This window comes from Streptacidiphilus cavernicola (assembly GCF_042510955.1).
Taxonomy (GTDB): Bacteria; Actinomycetota; Actinomycetes; order Streptomycetales; family Streptomycetaceae; genus Streptacidiphilus; species Streptacidiphilus cavernicola.
Map to the genome: position 1 here is coordinate 1 of NZ_JBHFAB010000039.1, position 13,417 is coordinate 13,417.

Below are 13,417 nucleotides of genomic sequence, written 5' to 3' on the forward strand. Positions count from 1 at the left end.
CGCGGCCCGTTCCCCCAAAGGGGTGAACGGGCCGCGCGGCGGTCGTGCCGGGGTCCGGCTCAGACGTTGAAGCCCAGGGCCCGGAGCTGGTCCCGGCCGTCGGGGGTGATCTTGTCGGGGCCCCACGGCGGCATCCAGACCCAGTTGATCTTCAGGTCCTGGACCAGGCCGTCGGTCGCGGTGCGGGCCTGGTCCTCGATGACGTCGGTCAGCGGACAGGCCGCCGAGGTGAGCGTCATGTCGATGGTCGCCACGTCCGACTCGTCGATGTGGACGCCGTAGATCAGGCCCAGGTTGACCACGTCGATGCCCAGCTCGGGGTCGACCACGTCGAGCAGGGCCTCCATCAGGTCGTCCACGGCGACGCTGCCCGCCGTGGTGCCGACGAAGACGCTCTCGCCCTCGGCGTCGGCCGCGGGGGCCGGCTCGGTGGTACCGGTGTCGCTCATGCGGTCTCCTTCACGGGGTCCTCGGCCAGCGCACGGGCGGTGGCGTCCTTCCAGGCCATCCAGCTGAGCAGGGCGCACTTCACCCGCGCCGGGTACTTGGAGACGCCGGCGAACGCGATGGCGTCCTCCAGCACCTCCTCGTCGCCCTCGGACTGCCCCTTGCTCTGCATCAGCTCCAGGAAGGCCTCCTGGATCCGCTGCGCCTCCCCCACCGGCTTCCCGACCAGCAGGTCGTTCAGCACCGACGCGCTCGCCTGGCTGATCGAGCAGCCCTGCGAGTCGTACGAGACGTCGGCCACGGTGCCGCCGTCCAGCCGCACCCGCAGCGTGATCTCGTCACCGCAGGTGGGGTTGACGTGGTGCACCTCGGCGTCGCCGTCGCGCAGGCCCTTGCCGTGGGGGTGCTTGTAGTGGTCCAGGATGATGTCCTGGTACAGCGAGTCCATCTTCACGGTCACTCCCCTCCCTTCAGCCGAAGAAGTTCCTGACGTGGTGGAGCCCGGCGATCAGGGCGTCCACCTCCGCCTCGGTGGAGTACAGGTAGAACGACGCCCGCGTGGTCGCCGGAATTCCGTAGCGCAGGCAGACCGGGCGCGCGCAGTGGTGTCCGACCCGGACCGCGATGCCCTGCTCGTCCAGCACCTGGCCCACGTCGTGCGGGTGGATGTCACCGAGGGTGAACGAGATCGCCGCGCCGCGGTCCTCGGCCGTGGCCGGACCGATGATCTTCAGCTCGGGGACTTCGAGCAGTCGGCCGACCGCGTACTCGGTGAGCCGGTGCTCGTGCTCGGCGACGGCGTCCATGCCGACCGCGCTGAGGTAGTCGATCGCCGCGCCCAGGCCGATCGCCTGCGAGATCGGCGGGGTGCCGGCCTCGAACTTGTGCGGCGCGGGGGCGTAGGTGGACGAGCTCATCGACACGGTCTCGATCATCTCGCCGCCGCCCAGGAACGGCGGCAGGTCCTCCAGCAGCTCCTGCCGGCCCCAGAGCACGCCGATGCCGGTCGGGGCCAGCATCTTGTGCCCGGTGAAGGCGACGAAGTCGGCCTCCAGCGCCTGCACGTCCAGCACCATGTGCGGGGCCGCCTGCGAGGCGTCGATGACGACCAGCGCGCCGACGTCCTGCGCCCGGCGGACGATCGCCTCGGCCGGGTTGACCGTGCCCAGGATGTTGGAGACCAGCACGAACGAGACGACCTTGGTCTTCTCGGTGATGACCTGGTCGATGGTGGAGAGGTCGAGCCGGCCGTCGTCGGTCAGCCCGAACCACTTCAGCTTCGCGCCGGTGCGCTGCGACAGCAGCTGCCACGGGACGATGTTGGAGTGGTGCTCCATCTCGGTGATCACGATCTCCGAGTCGGCGTCCACCCGGTACGGCTCGTCGGCCCAGCCCAGCATGTTGGCGACCAGGTTGAGCGACTCCGAGGCGTTCTTGGTGAAGATCACCTCGTTCCGGCTGGGCGCGTTGACGAAGGCCGCGACCTTGTCGCGGGCGCCCTCGTACAGCGCGGTCGCCTCCTCGGCCAGCACGTGCACGCCGCGGTGGACGTTGGCGTTGTGCTGCTCGTAGTAGGCGCTCATCGCGTCCAGCACCTGGCGGGGCTTCTGCGAGGTGGCCGCGTTGTCGAGGTAGACCAGCGGCTTGCCGTCGTGCACCAGCCGCTGCAGGATCGGGAAGTCCTTGCGGACCGCCTCGACGTCCAGGGCGGACCGGCCGGAGGAACTGCCGGGGAATGAGGTCACTCGGACGCGCCGCCCTTCGCGTACTTCTCGTAGCCCTCGTTCTCGAGCTCGTCGGCGAGCTCCGGGCCACCGGACTTGACGATCTTTCCGGCCGCGAACACGTGCACGTAGTCCGGCGTGATGTAGCGCAGGATGCGGGTGTAGTGGGTGATCAGCAGGGTGCCGACCTCGCCCTTGTCGCGGACCCGGTTGACGCCCTCGGAGACCACCCGCAGCGCGTCCACGTCCAGGCCGGAGTCGGTCTCGTCGAGCACCGCGATCTTCGGCTTGAGCAGCTCCATCTGCAGGATCTCGTGGCGCTTCTTCTCGCCGCCGGAGAAGCCCTCGTTGACGTTGCGCTCGGCGAAGGCCGGGTCCATCTGGAGGTCGGACATGGCCTCCTTGACCTCCTTCACCCAGGTGCGCAGCTTGGGCGCCTCGCCGCGGATCGCGGTGGCCGAGGTGCGGAGGAAGTTGGAGACCGAGACCCCGGGGATCTCCACCGGGTACTGCATCGCCAGGAAGAGCCCGGCCCGAGCCCGCTCGTCCACGGTCATCGCCAGCACGTCCTCGCCGTCCAGCGTCACGGTGCCGCTGGTGACGGTGTACTTGGGGTGGCCGGCCAGGGAGTAGGCGAGGGTGGACTTGCCGGAGCCGTTGGGGCCCATGATGGCGTGCGTCTCGCCCTGCTTGATGGTCAGGTCGACGCCGCTGAGGATCTCGCGGGGACCGTTCTCCGTGTCGACGGAGACGTGCAGGTCGTTGATTTCAAGGGTTGCCATGGGGCTCAGGACTCCTGGGTGACGGAGACGAGCACATCGTCCCCTTCGATCTTGACGGGGTACACGGGGACGGGACGGGTCGCGGGCAGCCCGGACGGCTTGCCGGTGCGCAGGTCGAAGCTCGACCCGTGCAGCCAGCACTCGATGGAGCAGTCGTCGACCTCGCCCTCGGAGAGGGAGACGTTGGCGTGCGAGCAGATGTCGTTGATCGCGAACACCTCGCCGCCGGTGCGCACCAGCGACACCGGGACCTCGCCGACGGCGACCCGCTTGGGGGTGTCGGCCTCCAGCTCGCTCAGCGCGGCGACACGCACGAAGCTCATGCGACCGAGCCCTCCAGCTCCGCTTCGATGGTCGCGGTCAGCCGCTCCTGCAGCTCCGGCAGGCCGATCTGCTGGACCAGCTCGGCGAAGAAGCCGCGGACCACCAGGCGCCGCGCCTCGTCCGCGGGGATGCCGCGGGACTGCAGGTAGAACAGCTGCTCGTCGTCGAAGCGGCCGGTCGCCGAGGCGTGTCCGGCGCCGACGATCTCGCCGGTCTCGATCTCCAGGTTGGGGACCGAGTCGACCCGGGCGCCGTCGGTGAGCACCAGGTTGCGGTTGTGCTCGTAGGTGTCGGTGCCCTCGGCGGCGGCGCGGATCAGCACGTCGCCGATCCAGACAGCGCGCGCGTCCTTGCCCTGCAGCGCGCCCTTGTAGACGACGTTGCTGCGGCAGTGCGGGGTGTCGTGGTCGATGAAGAGGCGGTGCTCCAGGTGCTGGCCCGCGTCGGCGAAGTAGAGGCCGAACAGGTCGGCCTCGCCGCCCGGGGCGCCGTAGACCACCCGGGGGTGCAGCCGGACCAGGTCGCCGCCGAAGGTGACCACGACCGACTTGAACGAGGCGTCCCGGCCGACCAGCGCGGTGTGCTGGGCGACGTGGACGGCGGTGTCCTCCCAGTCCTGGATGGAGACCACGGTGAGCTTGGCGCCGTCGCCGAGCAGGTACTCGACGTTGGCGGCGAGCACCGCGTCGCCGGTGTGCTCGATCACGACCACGGCCTCGGCGAACGCCCCGACCTCGATCACCTGGTGCCCGAAGCGGGTGCCTCCCTGGCCGTGCACGGCGATCCGGATCGGCTCGGCCAGCACGGTGTCGCGCGGGACCGAGACCAGGCCGGCCTTCTCGAAGGAGCTGAACGCCTGCGCGGCGACCCGGTCCACCGGCTTGCCAGCCTTGCCGACCCGGGGGTCGGTGCGGTCGACCAGCTCGACGACGACCCCGGCCGGAGCCGAGACGTCGACCTTCACCGCGTCCGCGTCGTCCTTGGCGCTGCCGTCGTGCAGGCCGCGGAGCCGGTTCAGCGGGGTGAACCGCCAGTTCTCCTCGCGCCCGTTCGGCACCGGGAAGTCGGCGACGTCGTAGGAGGCGACGGCGTCGAGGCGGGCGTCCACGGGCTGCGCGACCGCGTCGCGGCCGGTGCCGGGGCCGGCGAGCTGCGCGCCCGCGCCGGCCGTGCCGACCTCGATGGAGCCGGCCGTGGTGGACCCACCGGGCGTGTTGGTGGCCTCAGCCATTACTAGTGCTGCTCTCTCTCGTATGGAAGCGACGTCTGTGCGGGTGGGGCCGGTCAGCCGACCGAACCCTCCATCTGCAGCTCGATCAGCCGGTTGAGCTCCAGCGCGTACTCCATCGGGAGCTCCTTGGCGATCGGCTCCACGAAGCCGCGGACGATCATCGCCATCGCCTCGAACTCGGTCATGCCACGGCTCATCAGGTAGAACAGCTGGTCCTCGCTGACCTTGGAGACGGTCGCCTCGTGGCCCATCGACACGTCGTCCTCGCGGACGTCCACGTAGGGGTAGGTGTCCGAGCGGGAGATCGTGTCCACCAGCAGCGCGTCGCAGAGCACGTTGGACTTGGCGCCCTTGGAGCCCTCGCCGATCTCGATCAGGCCGCGGTAGCTGGTCCGGCCGCCGCCCCTGGCCACCGACTTGGAGACGATGTTGGACGAGGTGTTCGGCGCCATGTGGACCATCTTGGCCCCGGCGTCCTGGTGCTGGCCGCCGCCGGCGAAGGCGATCGACAGGGTCTCGCCCTTGGCGTGCTCGCCCATCAGGTAGACCGCCGGGTACTTCATGGTGACCTTGGAGCCGATGTTGCCGTCGACCCACTCCATGGTCGCGCCCTCGTAGGCCACGGCCCGCTTGGTGACCAGGTTGTAGACGTTGTTCGACCAGTTCTGGATCGTGGTGTAGCGGCAGCGGCCGCCCTTCTTCACGATGATCTCGACCACGGCGCTGTGCAGCGAGTCCGAGGAGTAGATCGGCGCGGTGCAGCCCTCGACGTAGTGGACGTAGGCGTCCTCGTCGACGATGATCAGCGTCCGCTCGAACTGACCCATGTTCTCGGTGTTGATCCGGAAGTAGGCCTGCAGCGGGATCTCCACGTGCACGCCCTTCGGCACGTAGATGAACGAGCCGCCGGACCAGACCGCGGAGTTCAGCGAGGCGAACTTGTTGTCGCCGACCGGGATGACCGTTCCGAAGTACTCCTGGAACAGCTCCGGGTGCTCCTTCAGCGCGGTGTCGGTGTCCATGAAGATGACACCCTGCGCCTCCAGCTCCTCGTTGATCTGGTGGTAGACCACCTCGGACTCGTACTGGGCGGCGACACCGGCGACCAGGCGCTGCTTCTCCGCCTCCGGGATGCCCAGCTTGTCGTAGGTGTTCTTGATGTCCTCGGGCAGGTCCTCCCAGGACTCCGCCTGCTTCTCGGTCGACCGCACGAAGTACTTGATGTTGTCGAAGTCGATGCCGGTGAGGTCGGAGCCCCAGGTCGGCATGGGCTTCTTGCCGAACAGCTTCAGCCCCTTGAGCCGCAGGTTCAGCATCCACTCGGGCTCGGACTTCTTCGCGGAGATGTCACGGACGACGGCCTCGGACAGGCCGCGCTTGGCGGCGGCGCCGGCGGCGTCGGAGTCGGACCAGCCGAACTCGTAGGTGCCGAGGCCCTCAAGCTCCGGGTGAGCGGTGGTGGTCATACGGGGTTCCTCCCGGAGACGTGCGGATCGGAGTCGTGCGGATCAGTGGGAACGGAAGCGGACGCGGGCACGAAGGTGGTGCAGACCCCGTCGCCGTGGGCGATCGTGGCCAGCCGCTGCACATGGGTGCCCAGCAGCTGCGAGAAGACCTCGGTCTCGGCCTCGCAGAACTGCGGGAACTGCTCGGCGATGTGCGCGACCGGGCAGTGGTGCTGGCAGAGCTGCTCTCCGAGAGGGGCACGCCGCACCGTGGCAGCGTACCCGTCCGAGGTCAGCGCACCGGCGAGGACCTCGGTCGGAGTGGCCTCGCCGCGGTCGCCCAGGGCGGCGCGGTAGCGCTCGGCGTCCCGGGCCAGCCGGGAGCGGGCGAAGGCGGCCAGGGCCTCCTTGCCCGCGTCGCCGCCGCCGACCGAGTCGGCGAGGAAGCGCAGGGCGTCGGCGGCCAGCTGGTCGTAGGCCTGGTAGAAGGCGTCCCGGCCGGAGTCGGTGAGCAGGAAGACCTTGGCGGGGCGGCCCCGGCCGCGGTGCCCGTAGACCTTCTGCTCGCGGGCGGTCACCAGGCCGGAGGCGAGCAGGGCGTCCAGGTGCCGACGGACGGCGGCCTGGGTCAGGCCGAGCCGGACCGCGAGGTCCGCGGCGCTGCTCGGGCCGTGGTCCAGGATGGAGCGGGCCACCCGGTCGCGGGAGGAGACGGCGGGAGCGGGCGCGACGGCATGGGCGGTCGTCGCAACGACTGCCTCGGGCCCCTCCTCGCACTCCCGCATGTTTTTCACAACTCCATTGTTGCGTAATTCATTCCGCCGGAACAACCCGCTTCCCGATCATTGGCTGTCTGATGAATCACTAAGGTTTGCCTAACCTGTCGCTGGAATTCCCTTCCTGCATAGACTCCTGGCCATGCAATCCCAAGCGGCCGCCGCGGTCACGGTCACCGGCCTGGTCAAGCGCTACGGCGGGAAGACCGCGGTGAACGGCCTCGACCTGACCGTCCCGAGCGGCGGCGTCACCGCCGTGCTCGGACCGAACGGCGCCGGCAAGACCACCACGATCGAAACCTGCGAGGGCTACCGGCGCGCCGACGCCGGAACGGTACGGGTACTCGGCCTCGACCCCGGCCTCCCGGCCGAGGCCGCGCGGCTGCGCCCGCGGATCGGAGTGATGCTGCAGTCCGGGGGCGTGTATCCCGGCGCACGCGCCCTGGAGATGCTTCGGCACACCGCTACATTGCACGCCCACCCGCTGGATGTGGACTCGCTGGCCGCCCGGCTCGGCCTGGACTCCTGCGGACGCACCGCCTACCGCCGGCTCTCCGGCGGCCAGCAGCAGCGGCTCGCCCTGGCCATGGCCGTGGTCGGCCGCCCGGAACTGGTCTTCCTGGACGAGCCCACGGCCGGCCTCGACCCGCACGCCCGGCACGCCACCTGGGACCTGGTCCGCGACCTGCGCGCGGACGGCGTCACCGTGGTCCTCACCACCCACCACATGGACGAGGCCGAGCAGCTGGCCGACCGGGTCGCGATCGTGGACGGCGGCCGGGTGATCGCCGAGGGCAGCCCGGAGCAGCTCTGCCGCAGCGACGCCGACGGCACCGTCCGCTTCCGGGCCCGCCCGGGACTCGACCTGGGCGCACTGCTCAAGGCCCTGCCGGACGGCACCGCGGCGGCCGAGGCCACCCCCGGCAGCTACCTGGTCGAGGGCGCCGTGGACCCGCAGCTGCTGGCCACGCTGACCAGCTGGTGCGCCCAGTCCGGGGTGATGGCCGAACAGCTCGCGGTGGGCCGGCGCACCCTCGAAGACGTCTTCCTCGAACTGACCGGACGGGACCTCCGCGCATGAGCGCCGACGCTACCTTCGCCCCGCGGCCCGGCGCCGCCCCGATCGGCCGGATGCTCAGGGCGCAGACCGCGCTGGAGACGTCCATGCTGCTGCGGAACGGCGAGCAGCTGCTGCTCACCGTGATCATCCCGAGCCTGCTGCTGGTGCTGTTCAGCGCGGTGGATATCGTCTCCACCACCGGGCCGGGGGCGCGGGTGGACTTCCTCGCGCCGGGTCTGCTGGCGCTGGCCGTGCTCTCCACCGCGTTCACCGGACAGGCCATCGCCACCGGCTTCGAGCGCCGCTACGGGGTGCTCAAGCGGCTCGGCGCCAGCCCGCTGCCGCGCTGGGCGCTGATGACCGCCAAGACCGGCAGTGTGCTGGCGACCGAGCTGCTGCAGGTGGTGCTGCTGTCGGCGATCGCGCTGGGTCTGGGCTGGCACCCGCACGGCAACCCGCTGGCGGTGCTGCTCCTGCTGCTGCTCGGCACCGCCGCGTTCTCCGGCCTCGGCCTGCTGATGGCCGGGACGCTGCGGGCCGAGGCCACCCTGGCCGCGGCCAACCTGGTCTTCATCCTGCTGCTGCTGGCCGGCGGGGTGATCGTGCCGCTGGCGAAGTTCCCCGGGGCGGTCCGCCCGGTGCTGGAGGCGCTGCCGATCAGCGCCCTGTCGGACGGGCTGCGCGCGGTGCTGCAGCAGGGGGCGGGGATGCCCTGGGGCGACCTCGGCATCCTGGCCGTCTGGGCGGTGGTCGCGCTGGCCGCGGCGGCGCGGTTCTTCCGCTGGGAGTAGCGCGGGGGCGCGGGCGGGGGGCCGCGCCGAAGATCGGGAAGAGGGCAATCTACGATGAATCCGTGCGTACCCCCTTCTCTCTTCTGGCCGAGCGCGTCACGGTCTCCGACCGTGTCGTCCGCTGGACGGCCTTCGCCACGCTGGTGATGAGCGTGCTGGTCGTGGTGACCGGCGGCGCGGTGCGGCTGACCAGCTCCGGGCTCGGCTGCCCGACCTGGCCGACCTGCACCGGCGGCAGCATCGCCACCACGCCCGCGATGGGCATCCACGGTGTGATCGAGTTCGGCAACCGGATGCTGACCGACGTGCTGTGCGGGGTGATCGGCCTGGCCATCATCGCCGCGCGCTGCGGCCGTCCGTGGCGGCGCAGCCTGACCCGGCTGGGCTGGGCCCAGTTCTGGGTGACGGTGTCGCAGGCGGTGCTGGGCGGGATCACCGTGCTCACCCACCTCAACCCCTTCGTGGTGGCCGGCCACTTCCTCGCCTCCACGCTGCTGATCCTGGCCGCGCTGGCGATGTGGCAGCGCACCCGCGAGGGCGACGGCACGCCGGTGCGGACCGTGGGGCGCCCGGTGATCCAGCTGTCCCGGCTGACCATCGCGGTCACCGCGGCGCTGATCGTGGTCGGCACCCTGGTCACCGGCACCGGGCCGCACTCCGGCGACGGCACCCTGGTGAAGCGGATGCCGTTCGACTGGGAGAAGATCACCCAGTTCCACGCCGACTTCGCGATGGTGACCATCGGCCTGGCGCTGGCGATGATGTTCGTGCTGCTGGCGGTGGACGCCCCGTCAGGTCCGCGGCGGCGGGCCCGGGAGTTCTTCGTGGTGCTGATGTCCCAGGCCGTGATCGGCTTCGTCCAGTACTTCACGCATCTGCCCGAACTGGTGGTCGGCGTGCACCTGTTGGGCGCGGCCCTGGTCTGGGTCGCGGTGCTGCGGCTGCACCTTTCGCTGCGGACCCGGCCTGAGGTCGGCGCACTGCCGCGGCCCGCGAACATCGAGGCGCTCGCGGCGGTCTGAGGGCACGGAGAAGGGGCCGGTCCGCGGTGCGGACCGGCCCCTTTCGGCTGCTCAGGACTGCTGGCTGCCGCCCAGCTGCAGGCCGGCCATCCGCTTCCACTCGTAGGCGCCGGTGCGGACCTTCAGGCCCAGCTCGCCCTCGAAGGACTCGTGCACGGTGATCCCGGACAGCTCCGCCGCCCGGTTGGCCACCGCGAGGCTGGGGGCGACCTGGTCGCCCCACGCACCGTCCGCGCCGACCAGGGCGATCCGGGTGGAGATCCCGCCGATGTACTCGACCACGCCGTCGGCGCTGCCGCCGTGGGCGGTGGCGAAGCTGCGGATGTGCTTGGCGATGCGCGCCGCGCGGCGCTCGTCCGTCTTTTCGCTCATGAGCCGATGCTACCGATCAGTAGGGTTATTTCAAGAACGGATCGATCGCGATCTCGACGAAGAGCAGCGTCAGATAGGTGATCGACCAGTGGAACAGCCGCATCTCCTTGAGCTTGGCGCCGACCACGCCGGCCTTGGCGCGGGACAGCAGCCCGTGCGCCTCCTTCAGCCAGAACGCGCCCAGGACCACCGCCGAGACCGGGTAGAGCAGGCTGGTGTGGGCCAGCGGCCACAGCGCCAGCGAGACCGCGACCATCACCCAGCTGTAGGCCACGATCTGCTTGGCCACGGCCTCGTTGGTGGCGATCACCGGCAGCATCGGCACGCCGGCGTTGGCGTAGTCGTCCTTCACCTTCATCGACAGCGGCCAGTAGTGCGGCGGCGTCCAGAAGAAGATGACCAGGAACAGCACCACCGGGGCCCAGCTCAGCGAGTTCGTCACCGCGGCCCAGCCGATGAACACCGGCATGCAGCCGGCGATCCCGCCCCAGACGATGTTCTGCGCGGTGCGGCGCTTCAGCCCCAGCGTGTAGACGAAGACGTAGAACAGCAGTGCGGCCAGCGCGAGCCCGGCCGACAGCGGGTTGACCAGCAGTGCCAGCCAGACCGTGGAGCCGACCGCGAGCGCGATGCCGAAGACCAGGCACTCGCGCGGCGACACCATGCCGGTGACCAACGGGCGGCGCTCGGTGCGGTGCATCAGCGCGTCGATGTCGCGGTCGATGTACATGTTGAGGGCGTTGGCGCCACCGGCCGACAGGTACCCGCCGACCACGACGTACAGCACCAGCAGCAGGTCCGGGACACCGCGCTGCGCCAGGAACATCACCGGGACGGTGGTGATCAGCAGCAGCTCGATGATCCGCGGTTTGGTCAGTGCGACGAATGCCCCGACACGGGCCGGAAACGGCCGATGCCCGGGGTTCGCCTCGACCAGCCCGGCCGGGCGGGTTTCGACGGCGGTCACGAACACCCCTGGTTGATGGAGAGCCGCAGGACCGGGACGACGCCCCGGCGGTCCTGCGCTTACCACGCCACTTTAGACGTTGCCCATACCCGCTTCGGCGCGGGGTCCCGCTTCGGGTAACCGTGTTGCGTCGTTCAGCGGGCGGTTCCCCGGACGATCCCTCAGGCTGGCATACAGATACGGGCTGCTGACAGCTCGGCCGGGTACGGAATGCAGGTAGTCCGTCCCGGCTGCAGGGCTGCCGTGGGAACGGGCATACGCATCAGCGGTAGGCTCGCCTCGTACAGCGGGTCAACGCTCTGTGACCAGGTCCGCCACCGTCGACGGTCTCCCGGCACCGGGTCGAAAGACGATACGGAAGGAGCCCTGATTCAGGGTGAGTACGACGCCGAGCACTACCTTTGAGTGGACCGAGCTCGACCAGCGGGCGGTCGACACCGTGCGCGTTCTGGCGGCGGACGCCGTGCAGAAGGTCGGCAACGGCCACCCGGGCACGGCCATGTCCCTGGCCCCGGCCGCGTACCTGATTTTCCAGCGGTTCCTGCGGCACGACCCGGCCGACCCGGCCTGGACCGGCCGCGACCGCTTCGTGCTCTCCCCCGGTCACACCAGCCTCACCCTCTACATCCAGCTCTACCTGTCGGGTTACGGCCTGACCCTGGAGGACCTCAAGTCCTTCCGCGTCTGGGGCTCGCTGACCCCGGGTCACCCCGAGCACGGCCACACCGCCGGCGTCGAGACCACCACCGGGCCGCTGGGGCAGGGCGTCGGCAACGCGGTCGGCATGGCGATGGCCGCGCGCTACGAGCGCGGTCTGTTCGACCCGGAGGCGCCCGCGGGCGCCTCCCCGTTCGACCACACCATCTGGGGCATCTGCTCGGACGGCGACCTGGAGGAGGGCGTCTCCGGCGAGGCCTCCTCGCTGGCCGGCCACCAGAAGCTGGGCAACCTGGTCTTCCTGTACGACGACAACCACATCTCGATCGAGGGCGACACCGAGACCGCCTTCTCCGAGGACGTGCTCAAGCGCTACGAGGCGTACGGCTGGCACGTCCAGCGGGTCGCCCCGGCCGCCAGCGGCGACCTGGACCCGAAGGCGCTGCACGACGCCATGGTGATCGCCAAGGCCGAGACCTCGCGCCCCTCGATCATCGCCATGCGCACCGTGATCGCCTGGCCCGCCCCCAACGCCAAGGGCACCGAGGAGTCGCACGGCTCCGCCCTGGGCGCGGACGAGGTCGCCGCGACCAAGCGGGTGCTGGGCTTCGACCCGGAGAAGTCGTTCGACGTCGCCGACCAGGTGCTGGCCCACGCCCGCGAGGTCGGCGAGCGCGGCACCGAGGCGCACGCCCAGTGGACCAAGCGCTTCCAGGACTGGCGCTCCGCCAACCCCGAGCGGGCCGCGAGCTTCGACCGGATCGCCGCGGGCGAGCTGCCCGACGGCTGGGAGAAGGCCATCCCGTCGTTCCCGGCCGGCAAGGACGTCGCCACCCGCAAGGCCTCCGGCGAGGTGCTCAAGGGCCTCGGCGCGGTCGTCCCCGAGCTGTGGGGCGGCTCGGCCGACCTGGCAGGGTCCAACCTCACCACGATCGACCCGGACTCCTCGTTCCTGCCCGAGGGCAACCCGCTGCCGTCCGCGAACCCCTACGGCCGCACGATCCACTTCGGGATCCGCGAGCACGCCATGGGCGCGATCATGAACGGCATCGCCCTGCACGGCAACACCCGGGTCTACGGCGGAACGTTCCTGACCTTCTCCGACTACATGCGCGGCGCCGTCCGCCTGGCCGCGCTGATGAAGGCGCCGGTCACCTACGTGTGGACGCACGACTCCATCGGCCTCGGCGAGGACGGCCCGACCCACCAGCCGGTCGAGCACATGGCCGCGCTGCGCGCCATCCCCGGGCTGAACATGGTCCGCCCGGCCGACGCCAACGAGACCGCCACCGCCTGGCACGAGATCATGCGCCGGCACGCGGCCAAGCCCGCCCCGCACGGCCTGGCGCTGACCCGCCAGGGCGTCCCCACCTACGAGGGGAACCCGGACGCGGCCAAGGGCGGCTACGTGCTGTTCGAGGCCGAGGGCGGCGCCGCCCAGGTGATCCTGATCGGCACCGGCTCCGAGGTGCAGATCGCCGTCGCCGCGCGCGAGCGGCTGCAGGCCGAGGGCATCCCGACCCGGGTGGTCTCGATGCCCTGCGTCGAGTGGTTCGAGGAGCAGGACCGCGCCTACCGCGACACCGTGCTGCCGCCGAGCGTCAGGGCCCGGGTCTCGGTCGAGGCCGGCATCGCGCTGACCTGGCACCGCTACGTCGGCGACGCCGGCCGCACGGTCAGCCTGGAGCACTTCGGCGCCTCCGCCGACTACAAGGTCCTCTACCGGGAGTTCGGCCTCACCGACGACGCCGTGGTCGCCGCCGCCCACGAGTCGCTCGCCGATGTGGCCGCGGGTCGCTGAACAAGTCCATCCGCAGAG

14 protein-coding genes are annotated in these 13,417 nt (G+C 70.6%); 4 read left to right on the forward strand and 10 right to left on the reverse strand.

The window, feature by feature from the left end:
* Window positions 1-59 precede the first annotated feature (59 nt).
* The 8 genes from ACEZDE_RS32625 to ACEZDE_RS32660 all read right to left on the reverse strand — a co-directional run bounded on the left by ACEZDE_RS32625 (window position 60) and on the right by ACEZDE_RS32660 (window position 6,738).
* Window positions 60-347 (reverse strand): metal-sulfur cluster assembly factor, encoded by a 288-nt coding sequence (locus ACEZDE_RS32625; RefSeq protein WP_225447548.1) that lies wholly within the window; start codon window positions 345-347, stop codon window positions 60-62.
* 98 nt (window positions 348-445) lie between these two features.
* Entirely contained in the window at window positions 446-901 is a 456-nt protein-coding gene (gene sufU / locus ACEZDE_RS32630; protein WP_380544541.1) for a Fe-S cluster assembly sulfur transfer protein SufU, read from the reverse strand.
* Window positions 902-917: 16 nt separating this feature from the next.
* The gene (locus ACEZDE_RS32635; RefSeq protein ID WP_380544544.1) at window positions 918-2,153 is read right to left on the reverse strand and encodes a cysteine desulfurase; all 1,236 of its coding nucleotides are present in this window, start codon (window positions 2,151-2,153) and stop codon (window positions 918-920) included.
* A 35-nt stretch (window positions 2,154-2,188) separates the two neighbouring features.
* Window positions 2,189-2,953: a Fe-S cluster assembly ATPase SufC gene (gene sufC / locus ACEZDE_RS32640; RefSeq protein WP_380544405.1), complete on the reverse strand. Its 765-nt coding sequence runs from the start codon at window positions 2,951-2,953 to the stop codon at window positions 2,189-2,191.
* A gap of 5 nt (window positions 2,954-2,958) precedes the next feature.
* Window positions 2,959-3,276, reverse strand: a complete 318-nt coding sequence (locus tag ACEZDE_RS32645; protein ID WP_380544408.1) for a non-heme iron oxygenase ferredoxin subunit — start codon at window positions 3,274-3,276, stop codon at window positions 2,959-2,961.
* The gene (gene sufD / locus ACEZDE_RS32650; RefSeq protein WP_380544411.1) at window positions 3,273-4,508 is read right to left on the reverse strand and encodes a Fe-S cluster assembly protein SufD; all 1,236 of its coding nucleotides are present in this window, start codon (window positions 4,506-4,508) and stop codon (window positions 3,273-3,275) included. The genes ACEZDE_RS32645 and sufD overlap by 4 nt, the downstream gene beginning before the upstream one ends.
* Window positions 4,509-4,561: 53 nt before the next feature.
* The gene (gene sufB, locus ACEZDE_RS32655; protein WP_380544414.1) at window positions 4,562-5,974 is read right to left on the reverse strand and encodes a Fe-S cluster assembly protein SufB; all 1,413 of its coding nucleotides are present in this window, start codon (window positions 5,972-5,974) and stop codon (window positions 4,562-4,564) included.
* Entirely contained in the window at window positions 5,971-6,738 is a 768-nt protein-coding gene (locus ACEZDE_RS32660) for a helix-turn-helix transcriptional regulator (protein ID WP_380544418.1), read from the reverse strand. Before ACEZDE_RS32660 ends, sufB begins: the two co-directional genes overlap by 4 nt.
* A 133-nt stretch (window positions 6,739-6,871) precedes the next feature.
* On the opposite strand from ACEZDE_RS32660, the gene ACEZDE_RS32665 reads away from it, so the two are divergent.
* The 3 genes from ACEZDE_RS32665 (at window position 6,872) to ACEZDE_RS32675 (ending at window position 9,602) form a co-directional block, all read left to right on the forward strand.
* Window positions 6,872-7,810: an ABC transporter ATP-binding protein gene (locus ACEZDE_RS32665; RefSeq protein WP_380544421.1), complete on the forward strand. Its 939-nt coding sequence runs from the start codon at window positions 6,872-6,874 to the stop codon at window positions 7,808-7,810.
* Window positions 7,807-8,580 carry an ABC transporter permease gene (locus ACEZDE_RS32670; RefSeq protein ID WP_380544424.1) on the forward strand — a complete coding sequence of 258 codons (774 nt, stop codon included), beginning with the start codon at window positions 7,807-7,809 and terminating at the stop codon, window positions 8,578-8,580. Before ACEZDE_RS32665 ends, ACEZDE_RS32670 begins: the two co-directional genes overlap by 4 nt.
* A 62-nt stretch (window positions 8,581-8,642) precedes the next feature.
* On the forward strand, window positions 8,643-9,602 hold the full coding sequence (locus tag ACEZDE_RS32675) for a COX15/CtaA family protein (RefSeq protein WP_380544426.1): 960 nt from the start codon (window positions 8,643-8,645) through the stop codon (window positions 9,600-9,602).
* Between the two features lie 51 nt (window positions 9,603-9,653).
* Here the strand turns inward: ACEZDE_RS32675 and ACEZDE_RS32680 are convergent, their stop codons facing one another.
* Window positions 9,654-9,974: a hypothetical protein gene (locus tag ACEZDE_RS32680; protein ID WP_380544429.1), complete on the reverse strand. Its 321-nt coding sequence runs from the start codon at window positions 9,972-9,974 to the stop codon at window positions 9,654-9,656.
* A 25-nt stretch (window positions 9,975-9,999) separates the two neighbouring features.
* Window positions 10,000-10,941 carry a heme o synthase gene (locus ACEZDE_RS32685; protein ID WP_380544431.1) on the reverse strand — a complete coding sequence of 314 codons (942 nt, stop codon included), beginning with the start codon at window positions 10,939-10,941 and terminating at the stop codon, window positions 10,000-10,002.
* 376 nt (window positions 10,942-11,317) lie between these two features.
* Between ACEZDE_RS32685 and tkt the strand changes: the two genes are divergently transcribed.
* Window positions 11,318-13,399, forward strand: a complete 2,082-nt coding sequence (gene tkt, locus ACEZDE_RS32690; RefSeq protein ID WP_380544434.1) for a transketolase — start codon at window positions 11,318-11,320, stop codon at window positions 13,397-13,399.
* Window positions 13,400-13,417: the final 18 nt, after the last annotated feature.

What these genes read in the sequence shown, in the direction of transcription:
- ACEZDE_RS32625 (WP_225447548.1), bottom strand. Translation starts at nt 347, where the DNA reads ATGGAGGCCCTGCTCGACGTGGTCGACCCCGAGCTGGGCATCGACGTG.
- ACEZDE_RS32680 (WP_380544429.1), bottom strand. Translation starts at nt 9,974, where the DNA reads ATGAGCGAAAAGACGGACGAGCGCCGCGCGGCGCGCATCGCCAAGCAC.
- ACEZDE_RS32660 (WP_380544418.1), bottom strand. Translation starts at nt 6,738, where the DNA reads ATGCGGGAGTGCGAGGAGGGGCCCGAGGCAGTCGTTGCGACGACCGCC.
- sufD (WP_380544411.1), bottom strand. Translation starts at nt 4,508, where the DNA reads ATGGCTGAGGCCACCAACACGCCCGGTGGGTCCACCACGGCCGGCTCC.
- ACEZDE_RS32670 (WP_380544424.1), top strand. Translation starts at nt 7,807, where the DNA reads ATGAGCGCCGACGCTACCTTCGCCCCGCGGCCCGGCGCCGCCCCGATC.
- ACEZDE_RS32665 (WP_380544421.1), top strand. Translation starts at nt 6,872, where the DNA reads ATGCAATCCCAAGCGGCCGCCGCGGTCACGGTCACCGGCCTGGTCAAG.
- sufB (WP_380544414.1), bottom strand. Translation starts at nt 5,974, where the DNA reads ATGACCACCACCGCTCACCCGGAGCTTGAGGGCCTCGGCACCTACGAG.
- ACEZDE_RS32645 (WP_380544408.1), bottom strand. Translation starts at nt 3,276, where the DNA reads ATGAGCTTCGTGCGTGTCGCCGCGCTGAGCGAGCTGGAGGCCGACACC.
- sufC (WP_380544405.1), bottom strand. Translation starts at nt 2,953, where the DNA reads ATGGCAACCCTTGAAATCAACGACCTGCACGTCTCCGTCGACACGGAG.